The following is a 19,899-nucleotide window of genomic DNA, read 5'->3' as shown; positions in this document are numbered from 1 at the left end:
GGCCAGACGGAGGGGTGTCGCCCTATCGCTAGGGTGATACCCCTCCACCGGCTCCGCCGGTCCCCCTCCCCTTGCAGGGGAGGATTTTGGTGTCGGGTTTGTAAGGACATCATCGCCTTTCTTTTTCCAAGGATGCCCCGCATGGCCGACCTCTATCTCAAAGCCCTCACCTCCGAGCGTCGCGCCCTGTGGGCCGAATGTCGCCTCAAGGGGCTGGCCAAGGATACCGCCCAGCGCCAGCGCATTGTCGAGATCGACGCACTGCTTGCGGCGCACAAGGCCAAGCAGGACGGCAAGCCGACCGCCTGAGCATCCTTTTTCTTGCTGCCTAACTAAGTTGCGTATCAACACCCAGTCATGTCATTTTAGGACGTGACGCAAACCGAATCGCAACCTTGCGGATGTGATATGCGTTGGCTGGGCCTTTTGATGCCTCTGGTTCGTTCATAGGCAAAAGCGTCCATGCAAGAGGAGCGATGGAGTGGCGGAAACCCTGCCAGCCTTGAGCGAGGGGGAAAAGCAGTGCCTGCGGCTGGTGTCGCAGGGCTTCAATTCCAAGGAAATCGCGCGGCAGCTCCACGTGTCGGAGCATACGGTGGATCAGCGCGTGCGCACCAGTTTGCGCAAGTTTGGCGTCCCCTCCCGCAAGGAAGCAGCGCGCCTGTTCGTTTCGTTCGAGCAACCACAGCCCCAAAGTGGCACATATCAGCCTTTGATACATCAAACGCAGCGGCTTGCCTCCGATGCCGGACCTGCGTCATCCATCGCTCAGCCGGACAGGCCGGATGAGCAGACGGAACGCAAAAAGTTCCTGCGCCGCATCCTCGCCTTCGGCCCGCCGCTAGGGGGATCGATCAATGAACTGAGTATCGATGGCCGCATATTGGCGATGATCCGCGCCGCCGTTCTGACCGGCGTTGGTGTCGTCACTCTGCTGCTGCTCATTGCCGGAGCCTTCAAGGCGCTGGCCTGATCCTTCCCATATTGCCACGCTGACAACGCACCGCCTGTATGGCGTCGTGCGAAGGAGATGACTTGTGCTCAATCTTGATCCCGCAAAGACCCAGGCCGTCGCCGATCAGACCAAGCAGGCTTTCGCCGCGCTGGACGTCGCGCTCGTCGACACTGCGCAGCTGACCACCGCCTTTCTCGCTGCGGCACAGGACTCCGGTCTGACCGCCGCCGAAAGCCAGCGCATCATTTTGCGCATCCATGAAAGCGCGACCAAGATTATCGAGGGGCGCAGCGACATGATCCGCGCGACAGCGCTCCTGACCCGCTGTATCGAACAAAGCCAACATGCCGTCACGGCCTTTGGTTGCCCGTTGGGGATGGACGCGCCCGTTCAGGACGATGTGCAGCGCCACCTGACCCTGGTCGCCTGACCAGGTGGAGCCGTCGGCATTGGGTAAACGTTTGATTTCTCCCCCCTCTCAACCGGTGATCAAATGCTGGCGGCTTCTTTCTGGCTTCTGATGTTTTTAACCTGCGCATTCGCGCTGGCGTTTGGCGGGCGGGACGGGCGACGCTTCGTCGTCATCTCGGTGGCGGCGGTGCTGTTCACCATTCCCGCCCAACTCGCCGGATCGTGGCAGGCGACGCAATATTGGCTGATGACGGTTGATCTGTTCACCTTTGCCGCGCTGCTCTGGCTGATGCTGCAAAGCCACCATTACTGGCCGGTCTGGGTTTCCGCCTGCCAGCTGATGACGCTGCTGTCCCATGTCGCGACGCTGCTGCTCCAGAGCTTTTCCGACCGCATCTACGAAGGGCTGAACACGGTCTGGATCATCCCCCTGATGCTCTTCACCATCATTGGCATCGAACTTGATCGAAAGTCGCTCCATGACCGCGCATATTCCGCCTGAGAGCATCGTCCCCAGCCAGGAGGCGGTCGATCTGATCGTCGCGCTGCAACGCTGCCTCAGCAATGTCCATGCAAGGCAGGAGGATGCAGCCGTTCTGGATGGCGATGGCGGGAGCCAGCTCGCCACGCTCGCGCGCTATATTGAAGCGCGGCGGGCGCGCGCCACCTTGCTCGGCCAGAATCTGTTTAGCGATCCTGCCTGGGAAATGCTGCTCCTCCTGTATCAGGCGGGGCTGGAGGGGCGGGCGCTGACGCTGGAGCAACTGAGCGAAAAATCGCGCCTGTCGTTGAGCGTCGTCGTCGGCCAGGTCGGCGTACTGGAACGGCGCGGCCTGCTGGACGAACATCAAACCTCACCCAACAGCCGCCGCCGCCGCGCCCTCTGCCTCTCGCCACTGGCGACAGACGCCATGTCCTCCTGGTTCTCGCTCGCCTTCGTGGCGGACGCTTAGCTCCCCCCAGTCGCGAAGGCGGGACGCGGCAGGCTGGCCAGTGTCAGGCTGCTGCCTGCCATCAGCGCGATCGTCAGCCACAGGAACGGGCCATAGTCCCCCGTCGCATCGAATAGCGCCGACGCGCCCAGCGGCCCGGTCGCGGTGCCGATCGACAGCGCCATCAACAATCCGCCATAGAGGCCGCCAAAGGTCTTGAGCCCGAAATGCTGGGTGGTGAGGTACACGATCACATCCACTTCGGCCCCCAGCGTCAGCCCGACCATCGCAGCTGCTGCTGCCTGCGCCATCCAGCTCTCGCCCCCCACCAGCAGCAACAGGCACCCGATCGCAGGCAGCAGGAACACGCTCGCCCCCACCATCGACGCGCGGAACCGGTCGAGCAGCAGCCCGGTCCCCAGCCGCCCGATCACCGAAAACAGCCCGACCAGCGCCGCCGTGCCAGCCGCCGCCATCGGGCTGACGCCCCGGCTGGTCAGGATCGGTACGAAATGCACCACCAGCGCGATGATGGTGAAGGTGAAGAGCAGGCTGGCCAGCAGCAGCCGGTGATAGATGGATGATCGCAGCCCTTCGCCCATCGTCACGCCGGTCAGTGTCGGCCGCTCAGCCAATACTTCCTTGCCGCGCCGGTCATGCGCCCCGCGAAAGAAGAGGAAGATCATGGGAAAGGCGATCGCCACCCAGATCGCCGCCTGCATTGGGGCAGCCGTCCGCCAGCCATGATGGGCGATCAGCCAGCTTCCGAGCAGCGGAAACAGCGCCGCCGCCAGCGACGCGCCGCACAAAGTCACGGCAAGGGCCAGCCCGCGCGACGCGGCAAAGCGGCTCGCGACCGCGCTGGTCCACACCGTCGCCTGTACCGGCAACGTCGCCAGCGCCAGCAGGCTCCACAGCATCAGCCATTGCGTCTTGTCGCCGTTCGCCGTCCCCAGCATCGCAAAGGCACTTGTGGTCAGCAGCACGCCGACCAGCCCGAACAAGCGCGGCCCCAGCCGATCGACCATCAGCCCGATCGGTATCGAAAACAGCGCCTGCACCAAAGTCGCCAGCGTCAGCCCGATCGTCGTCTGCGTCCGCGACCAGCCAAATGACTGGCTGATCGGCTCGATATAGGGACCAAGCCCGTAAATATGGATGACGCTGGTGGCATAACCCAGCCCCGCCGCAATCGGCAGCACCGGCGCCCGTCGCCACTCCGCCCCGGCCGTCAAAGCCCCCGCCTGCGTCATCCCGCTCTCCTCCCGCGATTCTGTCTTGCTCCCAGACTAGCGCTTCCGAGCAGAAAAGCGAGATACTCTCATTTATATTGCGCCAACGGCCTGTTTTATCGTCTCACCCCGTCGTCAATCCGACTGGCCATGCCGCTGCCACGCTCATATAGTCGCGCCCAACATCCTTCCCGCGCCACCACTATCCCCGCGAAAGCCTTTCATGCATCTTCTCATCGGTCTTGCGGGCATCTTGCTCATCCTTGCCATCGCCATTGCGCTCTCGTCCGACCGTCGCGCCATCCGGCTGCGGGTCGTGGGCGCGGCGTTCCTGTTGCAGGCGGGGATTGCCCTGCTGGTTCTCTATGTCCCGGCCGGGCGCGCGGTGATCGCGGGCATGTCGAAGGGGGTGTCCAACCTGTTGGGCTATGCGCAGGCGGGCACCAATTTCATCTTCGGTCCGCTCGCCAGCCCCGAAATCGGCGGGGCGAGCTTTGCCATCGCGGCGCTGCCGGTCATCATCTTCTTCGCCAGCCTGGTGTCGATCCTCTATTATCTGGGCGTCATGCAGTTCATCGTCCGCTGGGTCGGCGGCGCGATCGAGGCGGTGACCGGCGTGTCGAAGGTGGAAAGCCTGTGCGCCGCCGCCAACATCTTCGTCGGGCAAAGCGAAAGCCCGCTCGTCATCCGCCCCTATCTTGCGGGTCTCACCCCGCCGCAGCTTTTCACGGTGATGACCAGCGGCATGGCCGGGGTTGCAGGCACGATTCTGGCTGCTTACGCCTCGATGGGGATCAAGATCGACTATCTCCTCGCCGCCAGCTTCATGGCCGCGCCCGGTGGGCTGCTGATGGCCAAGATCATGATGCCCGACACGCGCCTCCCCGTGCAGGGCGAACTGCCATTGGGCGATGATCCCGACATTCACCTGCCCGAAGCCCGGATCAGCGGGGCAGGGCCAGCCGCGCTGCTGCCCGAAGGCACACCGGGTGAACCCATGCCCGTCGCCAGCCATGATGAGGAAAAGCCCGCCAACCTGATCATGGCCGCCGCGCAAGGCGCGCAGACCGGGGTGAAGCTCGCCGTCGCGGTCGGCGCGATGGTGCTGGCCTTCGTCGCGCTGGTGGCGCTTGCCAACGGCATATTGGGCGGCATCGGCGGCGTGTTCGGTTATCCCACGCTCAGCTTCCAGCAACTGCTGGGCTATGTCTTTTCGCCGGTCATGTATCTGCTCAACATCCCGTGGGAGGAAGCGCAGGTCGCAGGCGGCCTGTTCGGCACCAAGGTCGTGCTCAACGAATTTGTCGCTTATATCAATCTGGGGCAGGTGCAGGACACGCTGTCCCCCGCCAGTATCGCCATCGTTACCTTCGCGCTGTGCGGTTTCGCCAATTTCAGCTCGATCGCGATCCAGATGGCGGTGACCGGCAACCTCGCTCCCAACCAGCGCCCGATGATCGCCAAGCTGGGTTTGAAGGCATTGGTCGCAGGCAGCCTCGCCAACCTGATGAGCGCGGCGCTCGCCGGACTGATGCTCAGCCTGCGCTGACACCCTGCATGTTCCCGCGGAGGCGGGAACATGCTGTATCCAAACGCCAGTGGACCGTCCGCTACGGACACGTAACGAGACTCTATCGCTGCCCCAGCAAATCTATTATGGTTAACCCCATGGGGGCAAACAGACTTTTCGCGGCCGCGCTGGCGGTCACGCTGGGATCGGCATCGGCCATGGCGCAGGCGCCAAAGCCGGGGGCGCTGGAAACCTATAAGGACTGGACCATCGGCTGCGACAATCGCAACCGCTGCGAAGCGGTCGCGCTGCTGCCCGAAGGCGGCGACCTGCCCGATATTCCGCTGATGATCGGCATCGCCCGCGCTGCCGGGCCGGACGCCCAGGCCGAAGTCTGGATCAGCCGCGAAGGCAAGGGGCAGGCGGATGTCAGCTTTTCCGTAGATGGCCGCAGGATCGCCACCGCCATTGCGCGCGACGGCGAAGCCACGATCCGGGGACCGCAGGCCTCCGCCCTCGCCATCGCCATGGCGCGTGGCTCCACCATGGAGGTGCGCGCCGGTGCCAGACTGCTCGGTCGCCCCTCGCTCGCCGGATCAGGCGCGGCGCTGCGCTATATGGACGCGCGGCAGGGCCGGGCCGGCACCACGACCGCGCTGGTCGCGACCGGCGCGCTTGGCCCGACAGCGGTGAAACCCGCCCCTATCGCGCCCGCTATCCGCCGTGCACCGGTGCCTGCCGGTGCCGCGCCCGCCGCCTTGTGGCGGGAGGAATTAACGGCGCTCGGCAAATATACCGGCTGCACCGACGAGATGCGCAGCGACCAGACCCCGGACCTGCAACGCCTGTCCAAAACCGAAACGCTCGTCCTGGTCCCCTGCGGATCGGGTGCCTATAATTTCTCGTCCGTACCCGTCATCGCCACCGGCGTGCCGGGCCGCCGCGCCTTCCGCTTTGCCACCTTCGACTTCAAGCCCGGCTGGAGCGAGGATGCGAACCATCCCATGCTGGTCAATGTCGGCTGGACGCCGGAGAAATCGCGGCTCGACAGTTTCGCCAAGGGACGCGGCCTTGGCGATTGCGGCGGCAGCGAAGCCTATGTCTGGGACGGCCAGCGCTTCCGCCTGATCGAGGCAGCGGCGATGGGCGAATGTCGCGGTGCCTGGCACTGGATCACCACCTGGACCGCCCGCGTCGTCGACTAGGCGACGTCACACCATCTGCGCAGCCGTCGCAGCCCGACAAATCCGGTCGCGCCCCGACTGCTTGGCCTCATAGAGCGCGGTGTCCGCCGCGCTCATTGCGCCATCCACCGCATCCCCGCCCCAGCGGCACACCCCGGCGGAAAAGCTGATCGGGCGGCCATGAATCCGGCCGATCGGATCGCTCCGCATCTGGGCGGCGATCCGCGACAGCGACCAGCAGGCTTCGTCCTCCGCCGCGCCGTGGAAGAAGATCACAAACTCCTCGCCACCCCAGCGCGCGACCCGATCGACGCGGCGCAACTGCGCCGACAGCCGATCGGCAAAGGCGGCCAGCACCCGGTCGCCCTCATCATGGCCCAGCTGGTCATTGACCTGCTTGAAATGGTCGATGTCGATGATCGCAACGCAACCCCGGCGCTGGTCGCGGGGCAGGGCGGTGATCTGTGCCAGAAAGCCGCGCCGGTTGGCGATGCCGGTCAGCGTATCCTCATGCGCCGCGACATGCAGGTCGTCGATCTGCGCCTGCGCCGTGCTGGCAGCGCGATGGACCCCGGCATAGAGCGTCTGGATCACATCGCCCATTTTGGGCAGCGCAGCCTCCTCCCTGCGATTCAGCGTTTCGGCCAGTGCATGAATGGGATTGAGCAGCGCGCCGATACCGATCAGCGCAATGGCCGTGCCGAACAGCGTCATCAGCGTCAGCAGGATGAATTCCGTCAGCGCAATCCGCCCGGTCGCCAGCCCCCAACTGCTATAGCCAAGCAGCGGCAAATGCGTGGCGACAAAACAGAGGGTAAAAAGACGCAGGCGCAGCGAGCGCGGAAAGATGAAGGAAGTGGCGAGATAGAAATGCATGGAATGCCCCATAATTGCGAATGGGGCGCAAAGTCGGGGGACAGACTAAATGGCTTCCCAACAAACAAGGTTAATTTCGCCAGGCGGGACGAGCCGTGCCATAGCTGAGTCAGATGGCGCGTACGATCAGCGCGACGCGCCCGGCACCCATTTGACATCGCCTGCGCCATTGTCATTCACCCGCCGCGCCAGCACGAACAGCAGGTCGGACAGCCGGTTGAGGTAAGCCAATGCCTGCGGGTTCAGCGCCACCTCGACCGCCGCAGCCGTCGCGCTGCGCTCGGCCCGCCGCGTAATCGCACGGGCCAGATGGATGGCGGCGGCGGCGGGCGATCCGCCGGGCAGGATGAAGCTGTCGAGCGGGGCCAGATCGGCGTTCATCGCGTCGATCTGATCCTCTAGCCGCTTCACCTGGGTCGCAATGATCCGCAGCGCCCAGGGTTCGTCCGCGCCATCGGGTATCGGCGTCGCCAGGTCCGCGCCCAGATCGAACAGGTCATTCTGGATCGTCGTCAGCCAGACGACTTCCTGCGCATCGCCCATCGCGACGATGGCCAGGCCAATCGCGCTGTTCGCTTCATCGACATCGCCTACCGCCCGCATCCGGGGGGCGTGCTTGGGCAGGCGCGATCCATCCACAAGACCGGTCGTCCCCGCGTCGCCTGTGCGGGTGTAAATCTTGTTCAGCTTGACCATGGGTTCAGCTATTGCCCTTGGCGAGCAACAGGATGGCGACGATGATGATCGCGGCGGCCTGAAACAGCACGCGGCTCATCATCATCTTGTTCTGCTTCAGCCGCGACGGGCTGGGGCCGCTGCCTTCGGGCGCGTTCAGTTCTTCCTTGGTAATCTGAAGGAAGCTGATGATGCCACGGATCAGCGCAAACAGCGTTGCGCCCATGGCAAGGATGAGGGCGATGACGAGGACGGTGTTCATGGCGGTCAACCTAGGCGCTTGCCAGCGCGATGCCAACCGGAAAGCGCCTGCCCCTTAGGTCAGCGACCAGTCTGGCCGGGTCCATGCCCTGCGCCCGCAACGCCGCCAGCGCAATCGACCCGCTCCGCTTCGCCAGCCGCTTGCCATCCGCGCCCACCAGCAATGGATGATGGATATAGACAGGGGAGGGGAGGCCAAGCAGTGCCTGCAACAGGCGATGCACATCCGTCGCCCCCAGCAGATCGTCGCCGCGCAGCACATGGCTCACCCCCATCGCCGCATCGTCCAGCGTGCAGGACAGATGATAACTCGCCGGCGCATCCTTGCGTGCCAGCACCACATCGCCATGGAGGAGAGGGTGGGCCACAACAGTGCCACATAAATGCCCCTCCTCCTTAGGGGAGGGGTTGGGGTGGGGGCTATCGTCCTGGCAAAGCGCCTGGGGCAAGCCCCCACCCCCGTCCCTTCCCCTGAAGGGGAGGGGTGAAGCCGCCCATTCCACCACCCCAACCCGCGCCACCGCTTTCCCCATATCGATCCGCCACGCATGGGCATCCCCCGCGCCGATCCGTCGCGCCCGCTCAGTCTCGCTCAATCCCCGGCATGTCCCCGGATAGGGCGCCCCCTCCGGCCCATGCGGCGCACTGGCGCTCGCCGCAATATCCGCCCGCGTGCAGAAACAGGGATAGAGCAGCCCCATGTCCCGCAATCGCTCCAGCGCGGCGTCATACTGCGCCAGCCGCTGCGATTGAAAAACCACATCGCCATCCCACCTGATCCCCAGCCAGCCCAGATCCTCGATGATCCCCGCAACATGCTCCGCCCGGCTGCGGGTGCCGTCAATATCCTCGATCCGCAACCGGAAAAGGCCACCTGCCGCCCGCGCCATGTCATGCGCCAGCAGCGCGGACCAGCCATGGCCGACATGCAGCCGCCCGGTGGGGCTGGGGGCGAAACGGGTCACCATATGCTGTGGTGCGACGGATGATGTCATACAGGCTCTTGACGGGCGATATTGGTTAATGCTGTCATGCGGGTGTCATGTTGCTGGTGGATCAGCAGCGTCGGCAAGGGGGTAGAGGCTTTCTATGTACCATCCCGACCTTATACGACATCCGGAAAACTGTCCGGCACTGGTGTTGAATGCTGATTACACCCCGCTCAGCTATTATCCGCTGAGCCTGTGGCCGTGGCAGACCGCGATCAAGGCAGTGTTTCTCGACCGGGTCGATATCATCGCCTCCTATGCGCGGCAGGTCCACAGCCCCAGCCTGGACATGAAAATCCCCTCGGTCATCGCGCTCAAACATTATGTGAAGCCGTCCGAACATCCCGCCTTCACCCGCTTCAACCTGTTCCTGCGCGACAAATTCACCTGCCAATATTGCGGCAGCACCAGCGACCTGACCTTCGACCATGTCGTGCCCCGCCGCGCGGGCGGCCGCACCACATGGGAAAATGTCGCGACCGCCTGTTCGCCCTGCAACCTAAAAAAAGGCGGCCGCACCCCCAAACAGGCGGGGATGCAGCTTCATGTCCAGCCGATCCGCCCGACCAGCTGGCATTTGCAGGAACATGGCCGCGCCTTCCCGCCCGGCTATCTCCACGAAAGCTGGCACGACTGGCTCTATTGGGACGTCGAGTTGCTGGCATGAGGCTGGCGCTGGCGGCCGCGCTCCTGCTCACGCCCGCCAGCCTCGCCGCGCAGGCGGATCATTCCGGTCTCACCCGCGCCAAATATGTCCGCAACTGCCTGATGTGCCACAGCGCCGCTGCACCAGAGGGGGTTTCCCCCGCCATCCTGACCGGCCTTTATCCCAAGCCCGGCCTCCAGCCCGCCGTCGCCATGCCCGGCCTCACCTGCTGGCGCCGCTGCACCCGCTGCTTTGCGCCCGATCGCCCAGCCACGCCATCGCACTAAAGAGTCGTGTTCCCGCCTTCGCGGGAACAAGCAACCCACCCTCAGCCTACTGGCAACCAGTCCAGATCCATAACCTTGTGCCGGTTGATATAATGGCCGATCTCCTCCAGCCGCGCCATCTGGTGCAGCGTGATGCGGCCGTTGGATCGGCTGATCAGCCCTTCCTGCTCCATCTGGCGGATCATGCGGTTCACATGCACCGATGTCAGGCCGATCGAATCGCCAATCTCCTCCTGCGTCAGCTTCAGGTCGAAACTGTCGATGACGCCGTCGTCGGTCACGCGCAGCCTGTCGAACATGTCGAGCAGGAAGGAGGCGACCCGCGCCTTGGCCGATGTGCGGCCCAGCGATGCCATCCGGTCGGTCATCGCCACCCGTTCCGCATTGGACAGCAAGAACAGCAATGCCGCTACCCGCGGATAATCCTCCAGCAACCGGCGCAGTGCGTGCTTGTCGAAGGGACACACCACCACATCGGTCAGCGCGACCAGCGATTCGGGCGCCTTGCTGTAAATGGTGCTGGCCGATCCGATGAAATCGCCGGGGAAATAGACGCGCAAGATCTGGCGGCTGCCGTCGGGCAGGATGACAAAGCTCATCACCCGGCCTTCGCGCAGCACGAACAATTCGGTCACCGTTTCATTGACCCGCTGGATCATCGCGCCACGCTTCACCTTGCGCGGATTTTCCTCCAGCCGCGCAAGGGCCGACTTTTCCGCGTCGGACAGCGGCACATGCTTGGCCAGCCTTTCTGCGAAACAACTCGTTGCCACCAAAAAACCTCTTAAAAATTGTCGTTACGATGGCAAAACGCCCCACGCGCCTTTTGGCTGCATTTTCATGCGCCGCACTAAACTCGATCAAGGTCGCAGCATTTGTTTCTGCCGTTACACGCGAACGGTACAAATCACCCGCCGCCCGCCTTGCACGGCGCGCGTTTGCCGCTATTAACCCTGACCAATGGACCGCATCATCATCCGCGGCGGCAAAGCGCTCAATGGCCGCCTTCCCATCTCCGGCGCGAAGAATGCAGCGTTGACGCTGCTGCCCTGCGCTCTGCTGACTGACGAGCCGGTGACGCTGCGCAACCTGCCGCGCCTCGCCGATGTCGATAGCTTTGGCCATCTGCTCAATCAGTTGGGCGTCTCGACCATGATCGAAGGGGCCAGGCCAGAGGATTTCGGCCGGGTCATGACCATGCGGGCGGGGCGGGTCACCTCGACCGAAGCGCCCTATGACATCGTGCGCAAGATGCGCGCGTCGATCCTGGTGCTTGGCCCCTTGCTGGCCCGCGCGGGCGAAGCGCGGGTGTCGCTGCCCGGCGGCTGCGCCATCGGCAACCGCCCGATCGACCTGCATTTGAAGGCGCTCGAAGCATTCGGCGCGATTATCGAAATTGCGGCGGGCTATGTCCGCGCCAGCCTGCCCGATGGTGGCCTGCCCGGTGGCATCTACACCTTCCCGGTGGTGTCGGTCGGTGCGACCGAAAATGCGCTGATGGCGGCCGTGCTGGCCAAGGGCACCTGCATCCTGGAAAATGCCGCGCGCGAACCGGAAATCGTCGATCTGTGCAAATTATTGCTGGCGATGGGCGCGGACATTGAAGGCGTCGGCACCGACAAGCTGATCATCCACGGCCGCGAACGCCTCCATGGTGCCACCTATCGCGTCATGCCCGACCGGATCGAGGCGGGCAGCTACGCTTGCGCCGCCGCCATCACCGGCGGTTCGCTCGACCTGATCGGCGCCAATGGCGAAGACATGCACGCCATCCTCGCCGCACTGCGCGACGCCGGGGTGCAGGTGGATGTCCACAAGGATGGCATCCGCGTCTCCTCCGATGGCAAATTGAAGCCGCTCACCCTCTCGACCGCGCCCTTTCCGGCCTTCCCGACCGATATGCAGGCGCAGTTCATGGCGATGCTGACCATGGCGGACGGCGCATCGGTGCTGACCGAAACCATCTTTGAAAACCGCTACATGCATGTGCCCGAACTGGCGCGTATGGGCGCGGACATCGCCGTCAACGGTCGCACCGCCGTGGTGCGCGGCGTCGACAAGCTGGTCGGCGCGCCGGTAATGGCGACCGACCTGCGCGCCTCGATGAGCCTCATCCTGGCGGGCCTTGCCGCAGAAGGCGAAACCCAGGTCAATCGCGTCTATCATCTCGATCGCGGTTACGAACGGCTGGAGGAAAAGCTCTCCGCCGTCGGTGCCGATATCGAGCGTGTCAGTGATGGCTGACGGCATCGGCCTGGACACGGATCGCGCGGCGCTGCTCGCGCTCTATGATCTGGACGCCGGTGGTTTTCGCAATCTGGACGAGATCACCGCTTTCGCCTCCACTTTGTGCGAAGCGCCGATCGCCCTCGTCAGCATCGTGGAATCGGCGCGGCAACGCTTTCTCGCGCGCACCGGCATCGATGCGCAGGAAACGCCGCGCGACGTATCCTTTTGCGCCCTCGCCATGCTGGGCAGCGATATTTTCGTCGTGCCCGATGCGTGCAACGATCCGCGCTTTGCCGACAACGCCCTGGTCACTGGTCCGCCGCACATCCGCTTCTACGCCGGTGCGCCGCTGGTCGATAGTGCGGGCGTGCCGCTGGGCGCGCTGTGCGTCATCGATACGCAGCCGCGCGCTGATCTGACGCCGATGCAGAGGCAGGGTCTGATCCTGCTGGCGCGGCAGGTGATGGTGGAACTGGAGGGGCGTCGCCGCGACCGCGACGTCATCGCCCGGCAACGCCAGGACGCCGCCGCCATCGCCGACAGCGACCGCATGTTCCGCACGCTGGCCGACACCATGCCCCAAATGGTCTGGTCGACCCTGCCCAACGGCTATCATGACTATTACAATGCCCGCTGGTATGAATATACCGGCGTGCCGGCCGGTTCGACCGATGGCGAGGGGTGGAACAATATGTTCCATCCTGACGATCAGGACCGCGCCTGGAGCCGCTGGCGTAACTCGCTGGAAACCGGCGAACCCTATGAGATCGAATATCGCCTGCGCCACCATAGCGGCGACTATCGCTGGACCCTGGGCCGCGCCCTGCCGATCCGCGACGGGGCTGGCACCATATTGCGCTGGATCGGCACCTGCACCGAAATCCACGAACAGAAATTGATGATGGAAGAGCGCGAGATGATCGCGCATGAACTGTCGCACCGGATCAAGAATATCTTTTCGGTGATCGCGGGTCTGATTGGCCTGTCCGCGCGCCAGCACCCGCAAATCAGCGATGTCGCCGACGACCTGCGCGATCGTATTCTGGCGCTGGGCCGCGCCCATGATTTCGTGCGGCCCCACAGCGCGGAATCCGCGCCGCAGGTCGGCCATGGGCAGGGGCTGCTCTGGGGCATATTGGAACAGATTTTCGCGCCCTACAAAGCGCAGGACGGTTCACGCATCGCACTGTCGGGCGACAATGTCGCGATCGACGATCGCTCGGCGACGCCGCTGGCCTTGCTGTTCCACGAACTGGCGACCAACGCCGCCAAATATGGCGCACTATCGACGCCGGAGGGCAGGATTGCCCTTCATATCACGCGCGAAGGGTCAGACGTCCGCATAGACTGGCGTGAGCAGGGCGGCCCTGCGGTTCAACCCGCTCATTCCGATGGTTTTGGCAGCCGCCTCATCACGCTGAGCGTGGAGCGGCAACTGGGAGGCCGCATCGTGCGGGACTGGTCTGCCGACGGGCTGAAACTCAGCCTCTGGATTCCAGCCCGCTCGATGAGCCGCGCGGCAGGAACGGAATAAAGCCCGCAATATCGGCGGTGTGCAATTCGGGGTCGTCTCGTGCCGCCAGTCGCAACGCGGCGGCAATGCTCTGCGCGCGAAACGGCTTGGTAATGACGCCCAGTGCCGCCATTGATGCCGCACCAATCTGCGAAGGATTGGCCGTCACATAGATGACCCGGATACCATAGCGGCTGGCCAGCTCCATGCCGATCATCGGTCCGGTAGGCCCATCGCGCAGGTTCAGATCGACCAGCGCAATATCACAGGATTCCGCGCAGGCCAGCGCTGCCTCTCGGTCTGCGGCAATCGCGCTGACGTCAAACCCCGTCTCCTCGACAATCTGTTCAATTTCCAGAGCGACGAAAATCTCGTCCTCGACTATCAATATTTTCTTGCTCATCCTTGGCCTGCTTGGTTCAGAGCAATGAAATGCCCGGTTGGCCGACCGGTTCCCGTGACCGCATAAGAATCCTTGGTCGATAGACCAAAGGACAGGGTCAATCCTGCACGCTGCTCCACAGCGTCTCGAAATTGGTGGCGTCCTTCATCAGCAGCACGGACGCGGGATAGCCGCCTTCGCTGGCCTCGCGCGCCGTATCGGTCGCGCTCTCGACCGCCGCCGCCTGCGTGTCGAACGGGCCATAATAGCTGTTGTTCAGATTGATCTTCCACACGCCCTCATGAGCCAGGACGATGTAGCGGGCGTGGGGCAGGGTGGGGGCCATGGATTACAAAACCTCTATATTATAATGGTGCCACGCCATGATCGCTGCGGCCCCGCGATGCGGACGCCAGCCTTCGGCCAGCTGACGGGTCATTTTTTCGCTCGGTCGTTCGGGCAGGCCCAATATCCGGCCGACCTCAATCTGTACCGCCAGATCACCCGCAGGCCAGATGTCGGGCCGTCCTTCGGCAAACAGCAGGTAAATTTCCGCCGACCAGCGGCCAATCCCCTTGATCTGGATGAGTTGTGCGATCGCCGCCTCATCATCGGCGGGCAGGGCGTTCAGGTCCAGTGCGCCGCTTAATACCATCTCGGCCAGGCTCCGGGCATAGCCCTGTTTCTGGCGCGACAGGCCGCAGGCGCGCAGTGCGTCATGGTCGCGCGCCAACAAGGCATCGGGCGCGCAGCCCGCGCCCAGTTCCGCTTCCAGCTTGCGCCACACCGCAGCGGCGGCGGCGACGCTGACCTGCTGGCCCACGATCGTGCGTAGCAGCGTTTCATAGCCCGGCTCCCGCAGGCGCGGCTCAGGATAGCCAGCGCGGGCCAGCGCCGCGCCGAATCCAGGCTCGATCGCGGCGATGGCATCCATGCTGTCGCGCAATGTTTGTACAGTTTTGACCATAAGTGTTTCGGTCCGCTCTTGATTTCCCCGCGACTGTCCGTCAGAGCGGCGAAGAAAATTATTGGGGACTGGATAGATGCCGAAACTGATCGTGGTCAACCGTGCGGGCGAAGAACAGGCTGTCGATGGCGACAATGGCCTGTCGGTGATGGAAGTCATCCGGGACAATGGTTTTGACGAACTGCTGGCCTTGTGCGGCGGCTGCTGCTCCTGCGCCACCTGCCATGTCTATATCGACCCGGCTTTCGCCGATTCGCTTCCCGCGATGACCGAGGACGAAAACGACCTGCTCGACAGCTCCGACCATCGCAACGACACCAGCCGCCTGTCTTGCCAGGTTGTGCTGAGCGACGCGCTGGACGGCCTGCGGGTCACCATCGCACCGGAAGATTGATGAATTGAGGGCGCCCGCTACCGCTGCAAGCGCAGCGTGGCAGCGGGTGCCTCACTTGTGAGCGGGGTGACCCGCCAGACGATCCGCTTGCCATTGGGTACAGGCTGCGCGCCTTCCTCCTGATTCTGGCTGATAATCTCCGCGTCGGTCGTCAGCGTGAAGCGGCCGTTCAGCGCCTTGGCCGCGTCCTCGCCCGGCCCGCCCGCGCCCAGCGTCGGCCCCTGGCTCTTGTCGAACCCGTTGGAAAAGCCCGGTGCCTTCACCCGCACCCGGTCGTCCCCGCGCAATTCCACCGCGACGAAGGGCAGCACGATCTGCGCGTCGATGTTGAAGGGAAAGAGGAACGCATGGGTCAGCCGCCCGCTGATCGCATAGTCGATCTCGAACATGCGCTTCCCAATGTAACGTGCTGATCTAAAACCTTTTTCTTTGGACAAGGCGTCGGCGATCGCGCGCATTTGCACGTCGTCACCATTGTCGGCTTCACTGTCGAACTTGCCCTGCGCGATCTGCAGCAATTGCGCCGGCGCAGCATCCGCATCATCACTCGCCGGTTCAGGGAGGCTCATCGCCCCCTTGCCGCTGTCCGATGCGATGATCTCGCCCTTATAGGTAAAGCTGAAGCTGCGGTCGGCCCGAATGTCGAGCGACGAATCGAACTTGCCCGGCGTCACCAGACAGGCGGACAGCGCCATGACCCCCGGCAGTGCCAGCACCCAACGCAACAGACGCTTCATGGCGCGATCCCCCCAGACTTGCCCGCCCGGTCGGCTGCCTACCGGCTGGCGGCGGCGTACAGGGCGATGGCCGCGGCGTTGGACACGTTCAGGCTTTCCATGCGCGGGCTGATCGGCAGTTTAGCCAAAATGTCGCAATGCGCCATGCTGTTGTGGCGCAGCCCTTCGCCTTCGGCCCCCAGCACCAGCGCGACCCGCGATTCGCCGATCGCGTCGCCCAGATTGGTATCCGCCTCGCCATCCAGCCCGATCCGCCAATAGCCCGCCTCGGCAATCTCATCCAGCGCGCGCGACAGGTTCACCACCCGCACCCACGGCATGATCTCCAGCGCGCCCGACGCCGCGCGCGCCAGCACCCCCGATTCGGGCGGTGCGTGCCTGTCCTGCGTGACGATGCACAGCGCATCGAACGCAGCGGCAGAGCGCAGGATCGCGCCGACATTATGCGGGTCGGTCACCTGATCCAGCACCAGGATCGGCCGCTTGTCATCACGTCCTTCGTCCAGAATATCGCCCAGCCAGACATCGTCCAGCGGCTCGACTTCGGCGACGATGCCCTGATGCGGCGCATCGGACGGAACCATCCGGCCCATGTCGGCCACATCGGCATAGACGATCGGCAGCACCGGCGGCAGCTCCAGCGCACCCAGCGCTTCGCGGGTGCCCCATATCTTGCGCACGATGCGGTTGGGATTGGCCAGCGCCGCAATGACGGCGTGGCGACCATAGAAGCGCGGGAACGCGCCCTTGGGCTTGGCGGGACGATGACCTCTTTTCATGGAAGCGCTCTTTTCACATCCGACCATTGACAGGCAAGCCTCCTTTCGCCATTGAGCCGCCTCCAGCGCGGTAAAGGAGCTTTTTCCTGACTGCGAAGGGTACTGGACAGGTGGCCGAGTGGTTAAAGGCAGCAGACTGTAAATCTGCCGGGCTACGCCCTACGTTGGTTCGAACCCAACCCTGTCCACCACCCTCCCAAGAGGGTCGGGCGGATCAAGTCGATCCCCGCTATCTCTGATATTTCCAGTTCCGCCCCTTGCCCTGTGCGATCCATTCCACCGCTTGGCCAATGCGTCGCTCGCGGGTCGAATCGCTCTTCGCATCATTGATCCATTCGCAATAGTCGCGCAGCTTGCCGGGCGGGAAGGCTGCCCACACCGCCGCTGCGGCCGGGTCAGCAGCAATCGCGTCTGCAAAAGCCGGATGCACCGGGAGCGGCTCCCGCGCCTGTTTCGCCCCGGCGCGTGGCCGATCCCCGGCATCAATCAACGCCATCGCCTGCGTCAGCAGCGCGACAATCTCTGTGTCCGACGGCAGGTCGTTCAGCTGCATGATCTTGCCGAACTGCCCCATCGCCCCCTGCCGGGCATCATCGCGCCCAACCTTGTCATGCCAGAATCCGAAGGCAGCATGACCCTTGAACGCGGCCATGCTGCACAGATTCTGGTCCTTATAGGTGAAGAAAGGCATCCCCCATTTGACCGCCTCGCTTATGTCCGGCGCGGCGGCATGGACCAGCGCGCGGATATGGATCAGGATCGGCCTGGCAAAATCCGCCTGCCGCGCAATATAGGCGTCGATGCGGGGATCGCCGCGCATCGCGTCAGTCCTGCCGGTGCCGCACGGTCAGCAGATAGTTGATCGCCTTGTTATCCGACAGGGTAAAGCCACGCCCCGGATCGAAGCTGATCCCGCTACTGTCGATCACCTCCAGCCCGGCCTGTTCCAGCAACGCGGTCAGTTCCTCCGGCGTGATGAACTTGCCCCAGTCATGCGTCCCCTTGGGGATGCCGCCAATGCTTTCGCCGATCGTGATCATGGCCAGGCGGGAGAGGGGGGTGCGGTTCGGGGTGGACAGGATCATGAGACCATCGGAAGCCAGCTTGCCCGCCAGCGCGCAGACGAAAGCGGCGGGATCGGCGACATGCTCGATCACCTCCATCGATGTGACCAGATCATATCCGCCGTCCGCCACCTCTTCCACCGGCGTCGCGCGATAGTCGATCGCCAGACCCTGCGGCGCGGCATGGGCGCGCGCAGCCGCGATATTCTCCGGCGCCGCGTCCAGTCCCGTCACCCTGGCCCCCAGCCGCGCCAGCGGTTCGGCCAGCAACCCTGCACCGCAACCCACATCCAGCGCGCGCTTGCCCTCAAGCGGCTCAAAATCATGCGATTTCCCCGGCCAGTGCCGGTCGATCGCCCCGCGAATATAGGCCAGCCGCACCGGGTTCAGCTTGTGCAGCATCGCGCTTGACCCCCTGGGGTCCCACCAGTCGGCCGCCATCGTGCCGAAATGAGCGGCCTCCTTCGGGTCGATGGTCGATGTCGGGTTGCTTGCCATATCCGTATCCGCTGCTAAAGAAGCGCCGTTTCGCCCTTCTGGGACATTTTCTTTCTCACCAACAGGCAGGTTCGACAAGCAAATGGCGCGCATCGTGATGAAATTCGGCGGCACCTCCATGGCGGGGATGGAGCGAATTCGCAACGTGGCCGCGCGGGTCAAGCATGTGGTGAGCCAAGGCCATGAAGTCGCCGTCGTCGTGTCCGCCATGGCGGGCGAGACGGACCGGCTGGTCGGCTTCTGCAAGGAAGCCTCCGCCCTCTACGACCCGGCCGAATATGACGTCGTTGTCGCGGCGGGTGAGCAGATCACCAGCGGGCTGCTGGCGATGACGCTGAAAGCCATGGATGTGGACGCGCGCAGCTGGCTCGGCTGGCAGCTCCCGATCAAGACGATCGAGGCCCATGCCAAGGCGCGGGTCAGCAGCATCGACACCGATGCGCTGCTCGCCGCGATGGGCGCGGGGCAGGTTGCCGTGATCCCCGGTTTTCAGGGCATGATGGCCGACGGCCGCGTTTCCACGCTCGGCCGTGGCGGGTCCGACACCTCTGCCGTCGCGGTCGCCGCCGCGATCAAGGCCGACCGCTGCGACATCTATACCGACGTCGATGGCGTCTATACCACCGACCCGCGCATCGTGTCGCGCGCGCGCAAGCTCGATCTTGTTACCTATGAGGAAATGCTCGAACTCGCGTCGGTGGGGGCCAAGGTGCTGCAAACCCGCTCGGTCGGCCTCGCCATGAAGGAAGGCGTGGTCGTGCAGGTATTGTCCTCCTTCGATGATCCCACCCAGACCGACCTGCCCGGCACGCTGATCGTCAGCGACGAGGAACTGGAAGCCAAGCGCAAGGAAAACAAGATGGAACGTCAGCTCATCACCGGTATCGCCCATGACAAGAATGAGGCGAAGATCATCGTGACGCGCGTGCCCGACAAGCCGGGCGCGGTCGCCAGCATCTTCACGCCGCTGGCCGACGCCGCGATCAACGTCGACATGATCATCCAGAATGACAGCAAGGACAATGAAGAGACCGACGTGACCTTCACCGTCCCGCGCGCGGACCTCGCCCGCAGCGTCGACATTCTCGAAGCGAACAAGGACGCCATCGGCTTCCGCCGCATCATCACCGACACCGAAGTCGCCAAGATCAGCGTCGTGGGTGTGGGCATGCGCAGCCATGCCGGTGTCGCGGCGACCATGTTCAAGACGCTGGCCGATCGCGGTATCAATATCGAGGCGATTTCCACCAGCGAGATCAAGGTCAGCGTGCTGATCGACGAGGACGAGACCGAACTCGCCGTCCGCGTCCTGCACACCGCCTACGGCCTCGACGCCCCGGCGGCTTAATATTTGTTCCCCTCCCGCTTGCGGGAGGGG

At 64.0% G+C, this 19,899-nt stretch carries 26 protein-coding genes and 1 tRNA gene; 14 read left to right on the top strand and 13 right to left on the bottom strand.

All coding sequences use genetic code 11. From position 1 onward, the window contains the following. Positions 1 to 141: 141 nt before the first annotated feature. The 5 genes from EBBID32_RS24550 (at position 142) to EBBID32_RS09940 (ending at position 2,319) form a co-directional block, all read left to right on the top strand. On the top strand, positions 142 to 309 hold the full coding sequence (locus tag EBBID32_RS24550) for a hypothetical protein (protein ID WP_006955382.1): 168 nt from the start codon (positions 142 to 144) through the stop codon (positions 307 to 309). A 172-nt stretch (positions 310 to 481) separates the two neighbouring features. Continuing rightward, positions 482 to 973, top strand: a complete 492-nt coding sequence (locus EBBID32_RS09955; RefSeq protein ID WP_006955379.1) for a response regulator transcription factor — start codon at positions 482 to 484, stop codon at positions 971 to 973. A gap of 64 nt (positions 974 to 1,037) precedes the next feature. Then, positions 1,038 to 1,385 carry a hypothetical protein gene (locus tag EBBID32_RS09950; protein WP_006955377.1) on the top strand — a complete coding sequence of 116 codons (348 nt, stop codon included), beginning with the start codon at positions 1,038 to 1,040 and terminating at the stop codon, positions 1,383 to 1,385. Positions 1,386 to 1,475: 90 nt separating this feature from the next. Next, entirely contained in the window at positions 1,476 to 1,868 is a 393-nt protein-coding gene (locus EBBID32_RS09945) for a hypothetical protein (protein ID WP_006955375.1), read from the top strand. Then, positions 1,846 to 2,319, top strand: coding sequence for a hypothetical protein (locus EBBID32_RS09940; RefSeq protein ID WP_006955373.1), 474 nt, complete (start codon positions 1,846 to 1,848; stop codon positions 2,317 to 2,319). The genes EBBID32_RS09945 and EBBID32_RS09940 overlap by 23 nt, the downstream gene beginning before the upstream one ends. Here EBBID32_RS09940 and EBBID32_RS09935 read toward each other — a convergent pair. Continuing rightward, on the bottom strand, positions 2,316 to 3,551 hold the full coding sequence (locus EBBID32_RS09935) for an MFS transporter (protein ID WP_006955370.1): 1,236 nt from the start codon (positions 3,549 to 3,551) through the stop codon (positions 2,316 to 2,318). The genes EBBID32_RS09940 and EBBID32_RS09935 overlap by 4 nt on opposite strands. A gap of 202 nt (positions 3,552 to 3,753) precedes the next feature. Between EBBID32_RS09935 and EBBID32_RS09930 the strand changes: the two genes are divergently transcribed. Together EBBID32_RS09930 and EBBID32_RS09925 are read left to right on the top strand one after the other, a co-directional pair. Beyond that, entirely contained in the window at positions 3,754 to 5,079 is a 1,326-nt protein-coding gene (locus EBBID32_RS09930; protein WP_006955367.1) for a NupC/NupG family nucleoside CNT transporter, read from the top strand. A 119-nt stretch (positions 5,080 to 5,198) separates the two neighbouring features. Continuing rightward, entirely contained in the window at positions 5,199 to 6,245 is a 1,047-nt protein-coding gene (locus tag EBBID32_RS09925; protein WP_006955365.1) for a DUF1176 domain-containing protein, read from the top strand. A gap of 6 nt (positions 6,246 to 6,251) precedes the next feature. Here EBBID32_RS09925 and EBBID32_RS09920 read toward each other — a convergent pair whose 3' ends face one another. From EBBID32_RS09920 to gluQRS, 4 genes are all read right to left on the bottom strand, one after another. Beyond that, the gene (locus tag EBBID32_RS09920) at positions 6,252 to 7,100 is read right to left on the bottom strand and encodes a GGDEF domain-containing protein (protein ID WP_006955363.1); all 849 of its coding nucleotides are present in this window, start codon (positions 7,098 to 7,100) and stop codon (positions 6,252 to 6,254) included. A 126-nt stretch (positions 7,101 to 7,226) separates the two neighbouring features. Then, on the bottom strand, positions 7,227 to 7,796 hold the full coding sequence (locus EBBID32_RS09915) for a cob(I)yrinic acid a,c-diamide adenosyltransferase (protein WP_006955361.1): 570 nt from the start codon (positions 7,794 to 7,796) through the stop codon (positions 7,227 to 7,229). Positions 7,797 to 7,800: 4 nt separating this feature from the next. Further along, positions 7,801 to 8,037, bottom strand: a complete 237-nt coding sequence (locus EBBID32_RS09910) for a twin transmembrane helix small protein (protein ID WP_006955359.1) — start codon at positions 8,035 to 8,037, stop codon at positions 7,801 to 7,803. A 10-nt stretch (positions 8,038 to 8,047) separates the two neighbouring features. Then, positions 8,048 to 9,031, bottom strand: coding sequence for a tRNA glutamyl-Q(34) synthetase GluQRS (gene gluQRS, locus EBBID32_RS09905; protein WP_006955358.1), 984 nt, complete (start codon positions 9,029 to 9,031; stop codon positions 8,048 to 8,050). A 94-nt stretch (positions 9,032 to 9,125) separates the two neighbouring features. Here gluQRS and EBBID32_RS09900 point away from each other — a divergent pair, with 94 nt between their 5' ends. Together EBBID32_RS09900 and EBBID32_RS09895 are read left to right on the top strand one after the other, a co-directional pair. Beyond that, the gene (locus tag EBBID32_RS09900; RefSeq protein ID WP_006955356.1) at positions 9,126 to 9,692 is read left to right on the top strand and encodes an HNH endonuclease; all 567 of its coding nucleotides are present in this window, start codon (positions 9,126 to 9,128) and stop codon (positions 9,690 to 9,692) included. After that, positions 9,689 to 9,958 carry a hypothetical protein gene (locus tag EBBID32_RS09895; protein ID WP_006955354.1) on the top strand — a complete coding sequence of 90 codons (270 nt, stop codon included), beginning with the start codon at positions 9,689 to 9,691 and terminating at the stop codon, positions 9,956 to 9,958. The genes EBBID32_RS09900 and EBBID32_RS09895 overlap by 4 nt, the downstream gene beginning before the upstream one ends. A 41-nt stretch (positions 9,959 to 9,999) precedes the next feature. Here EBBID32_RS09895 and EBBID32_RS09890 read toward each other — a convergent pair whose 3' ends face one another. Then, positions 10,000 to 10,734: a Crp/Fnr family transcriptional regulator gene (locus tag EBBID32_RS09890; protein WP_037490040.1), complete on the bottom strand. Its 735-nt coding sequence runs from the start codon at positions 10,732 to 10,734 to the stop codon at positions 10,000 to 10,002. A gap of 184 nt (positions 10,735 to 10,918) precedes the next feature. On the opposite strand from EBBID32_RS09890, the gene murA reads away from it, so the two are divergent. Then, complete coding sequence (gene murA, locus EBBID32_RS09885; RefSeq protein WP_006955350.1) at positions 10,919 to 12,202, top strand: UDP-N-acetylglucosamine 1-carboxyvinyltransferase; 1,284 nt, start codon at positions 10,919 to 10,921, stop codon at positions 12,200 to 12,202. After that, entirely contained in the window at positions 12,195 to 13,721 is a 1,527-nt protein-coding gene (locus EBBID32_RS09880) for a PAS domain-containing protein (protein WP_006955349.1), read from the top strand. Before murA ends, EBBID32_RS09880 begins: the two co-directional genes overlap by 8 nt. Here EBBID32_RS09880 and EBBID32_RS09875 read toward each other — a convergent pair. From EBBID32_RS09875 to EBBID32_RS09865, 3 genes are all read right to left on the bottom strand, one after another. After that, positions 13,669 to 14,103, bottom strand: a complete 435-nt coding sequence (locus EBBID32_RS09875; protein ID WP_037490039.1) for a response regulator — start codon at positions 14,101 to 14,103, stop codon at positions 13,669 to 13,671. The two genes, EBBID32_RS09880 and EBBID32_RS09875, sit on opposite strands and share 53 nt — an antisense overlap. A gap of 97 nt (positions 14,104 to 14,200) precedes the next feature. Then, positions 14,201 to 14,428: a DUF2188 domain-containing protein gene (locus EBBID32_RS09870; RefSeq protein WP_006955347.1), complete on the bottom strand. Its 228-nt coding sequence runs from the start codon at positions 14,426 to 14,428 to the stop codon at positions 14,201 to 14,203. Positions 14,429 to 14,431: 3 nt separating this feature from the next. Continuing rightward, positions 14,432 to 15,049: a DNA-3-methyladenine glycosylase family protein gene (locus tag EBBID32_RS09865; RefSeq protein WP_006955345.1), complete on the bottom strand. Its 618-nt coding sequence runs from the start codon at positions 15,047 to 15,049 to the stop codon at positions 14,432 to 14,434. 76 nt (positions 15,050 to 15,125) lie between these two features. Between EBBID32_RS09865 and EBBID32_RS09860 the strand changes: the two genes are divergently transcribed. After that, positions 15,126 to 15,443 carry a 2Fe-2S iron-sulfur cluster-binding protein gene (locus EBBID32_RS09860; RefSeq protein ID WP_006955343.1) on the top strand — a complete coding sequence of 106 codons (318 nt, stop codon included), beginning with the start codon at positions 15,126 to 15,128 and terminating at the stop codon, positions 15,441 to 15,443. Positions 15,444 to 15,460: 17 nt separating this feature from the next. Here EBBID32_RS09860 and EBBID32_RS09855 read toward each other — a convergent pair whose 3' ends face one another. Beyond that, complete coding sequence (locus EBBID32_RS09855) at positions 15,461 to 16,180, bottom strand: hypothetical protein (RefSeq protein WP_006955342.1); 720 nt, start codon at positions 16,178 to 16,180, stop codon at positions 15,461 to 15,463. A gap of 38 nt (positions 16,181 to 16,218) precedes the next feature. Continuing rightward, entirely contained in the window at positions 16,219 to 16,959 is a 741-nt protein-coding gene (locus EBBID32_RS09850) for a TrmH family RNA methyltransferase (RefSeq protein ID WP_037490038.1), read from the bottom strand. A gap of 104 nt (positions 16,960 to 17,063) precedes the next feature. On the opposite strand from EBBID32_RS09850, the gene EBBID32_RS09845 reads away from it, so the two are divergent. Next, positions 17,064 to 17,150: transfer RNA gene (locus EBBID32_RS09845), tRNA-Tyr, on the top strand. Between the two features lie 38 nt (positions 17,151 to 17,188). Here the strand turns inward: EBBID32_RS09845 and EBBID32_RS09840 are convergent. After that, entirely contained in the window at positions 17,189 to 17,779 is a 591-nt protein-coding gene (locus EBBID32_RS09840) for a YdeI/OmpD-associated family protein (protein ID WP_006955339.1), read from the bottom strand. A 4-nt stretch (positions 17,780 to 17,783) separates the two neighbouring features. Beyond that, positions 17,784 to 18,521, bottom strand: a complete 738-nt coding sequence (gene ubiG, locus EBBID32_RS09835) for a bifunctional 2-polyprenyl-6-hydroxyphenol methylase/3-demethylubiquinol 3-O-methyltransferase UbiG (protein WP_006955336.1) — start codon at positions 18,519 to 18,521, stop codon at positions 17,784 to 17,786. An 82-nt stretch (positions 18,522 to 18,603) separates the two neighbouring features. Here ubiG and EBBID32_RS09830 point away from each other — a divergent pair, with 82 nt between their 5' ends. Continuing rightward, positions 18,604 to 19,869, top strand: coding sequence for an aspartate kinase (locus EBBID32_RS09830; RefSeq protein WP_037490037.1), 1,266 nt, complete (start codon positions 18,604 to 18,606; stop codon positions 19,867 to 19,869). Positions 19,870 to 19,899: the final 30 nt, after the last annotated feature.

The sequence above is a fragment of the Sphingobium indicum BiD32 genome (assembly GCF_000382885.1).
GTDB lineage: Bacteria > Pseudomonadota > Alphaproteobacteria > Sphingomonadales > Sphingomonadaceae > Sphingobium > Sphingobium japonicum_C.
Note: the sequence above shows the minus strand (reverse complement) of the source record. Positions and strands in the feature narration are given on the sequence as shown.

Bases quoted from the DNA above. Each gene is read 5' to 3' on its own strand.
- EBBID32_RS09870 (WP_006955347.1), bottom strand. From the start codon at position 14,428: ATGGCCCCCACCCTGCCCCACGCCCGCTACATCGTCCTGGCTCATGAG.
- EBBID32_RS09895 (WP_006955354.1), top strand. From the start codon at position 9,689: ATGAGGCTGGCGCTGGCGGCCGCGCTCCTGCTCACGCCCGCCAGCCTC.
- EBBID32_RS09830 (WP_037490037.1), top strand. From the start codon at position 18,604: ATGGCGCGCATCGTGATGAAATTCGGCGGCACCTCCATGGCGGGGATG.
- EBBID32_RS09860 (WP_006955343.1), top strand. From the start codon at position 15,126: ATGCCGAAACTGATCGTGGTCAACCGTGCGGGCGAAGAACAGGCTGTC.
- EBBID32_RS09915 (WP_006955361.1), bottom strand. From the start codon at position 7,796: ATGGTCAAGCTGAACAAGATTTACACCCGCACAGGCGACGCGGGGACG.
- EBBID32_RS09930 (WP_006955367.1), top strand. From the start codon at position 3,754: ATGCATCTTCTCATCGGTCTTGCGGGCATCTTGCTCATCCTTGCCATC.
- EBBID32_RS09855 (WP_006955342.1), bottom strand. From the start codon at position 16,180: ATGAAGCGTCTGTTGCGTTGGGTGCTGGCACTGCCGGGGGTCATGGCG.
- EBBID32_RS09900 (WP_006955356.1), top strand. From the start codon at position 9,126: ATGTACCATCCCGACCTTATACGACATCCGGAAAACTGTCCGGCACTG.
- EBBID32_RS09945 (WP_006955375.1), top strand. From the start codon at position 1,476: ATGTTTTTAACCTGCGCATTCGCGCTGGCGTTTGGCGGGCGGGACGGG.
- EBBID32_RS09880 (WP_006955349.1), top strand. From the start codon at position 12,195: ATGGCTGACGGCATCGGCCTGGACACGGATCGCGCGGCGCTGCTCGCG.
- EBBID32_RS09865 (WP_006955345.1), bottom strand. From the start codon at position 15,049: ATGGTCAAAACTGTACAAACATTGCGCGACAGCATGGATGCCATCGCC.
- EBBID32_RS09850 (WP_037490038.1), bottom strand. From the start codon at position 16,959: ATGAAAAGAGGTCATCGTCCCGCCAAGCCCAAGGGCGCGTTCCCGCGC.
- murA (WP_006955350.1), top strand. From the start codon at position 10,919: ATGGACCGCATCATCATCCGCGGCGGCAAAGCGCTCAATGGCCGCCTT.
- EBBID32_RS09875 (WP_037490039.1), bottom strand. From the start codon at position 14,103: ATGAGCAAGAAAATATTGATAGTCGAGGACGAGATTTTCGTCGCTCTG.
- EBBID32_RS09840 (WP_006955339.1), bottom strand. From the start codon at position 17,779: ATGCGCGGCGATCCCCGCATCGACGCCTATATTGCGCGGCAGGCGGAT.
- EBBID32_RS09920 (WP_006955363.1), bottom strand. From the start codon at position 7,100: ATGCATTTCTATCTCGCCACTTCCTTCATCTTTCCGCGCTCGCTGCGC.
- EBBID32_RS09940 (WP_006955373.1), top strand. From the start codon at position 1,846: ATGACCGCGCATATTCCGCCTGAGAGCATCGTCCCCAGCCAGGAGGCG.
- ubiG (WP_006955336.1), bottom strand. From the start codon at position 18,521: ATGGCAAGCAACCCGACATCGACCATCGACCCGAAGGAGGCCGCTCAT.
- EBBID32_RS09910 (WP_006955359.1), bottom strand. From the start codon at position 8,037: ATGAACACCGTCCTCGTCATCGCCCTCATCCTTGCCATGGGCGCAACG.
- EBBID32_RS24550 (WP_006955382.1), top strand. From the start codon at position 142: ATGGCCGACCTCTATCTCAAAGCCCTCACCTCCGAGCGTCGCGCCCTG.
- EBBID32_RS09935 (WP_006955370.1), bottom strand. From the start codon at position 3,551: ATGACGCAGGCGGGGGCTTTGACGGCCGGGGCGGAGTGGCGACGGGCG.
- gluQRS (WP_006955358.1), bottom strand. From the start codon at position 9,031: ATGACATCATCCGTCGCACCACAGCATATGGTGACCCGTTTCGCCCCC.
- EBBID32_RS09925 (WP_006955365.1), top strand. From the start codon at position 5,199: ATGGGGGCAAACAGACTTTTCGCGGCCGCGCTGGCGGTCACGCTGGGA.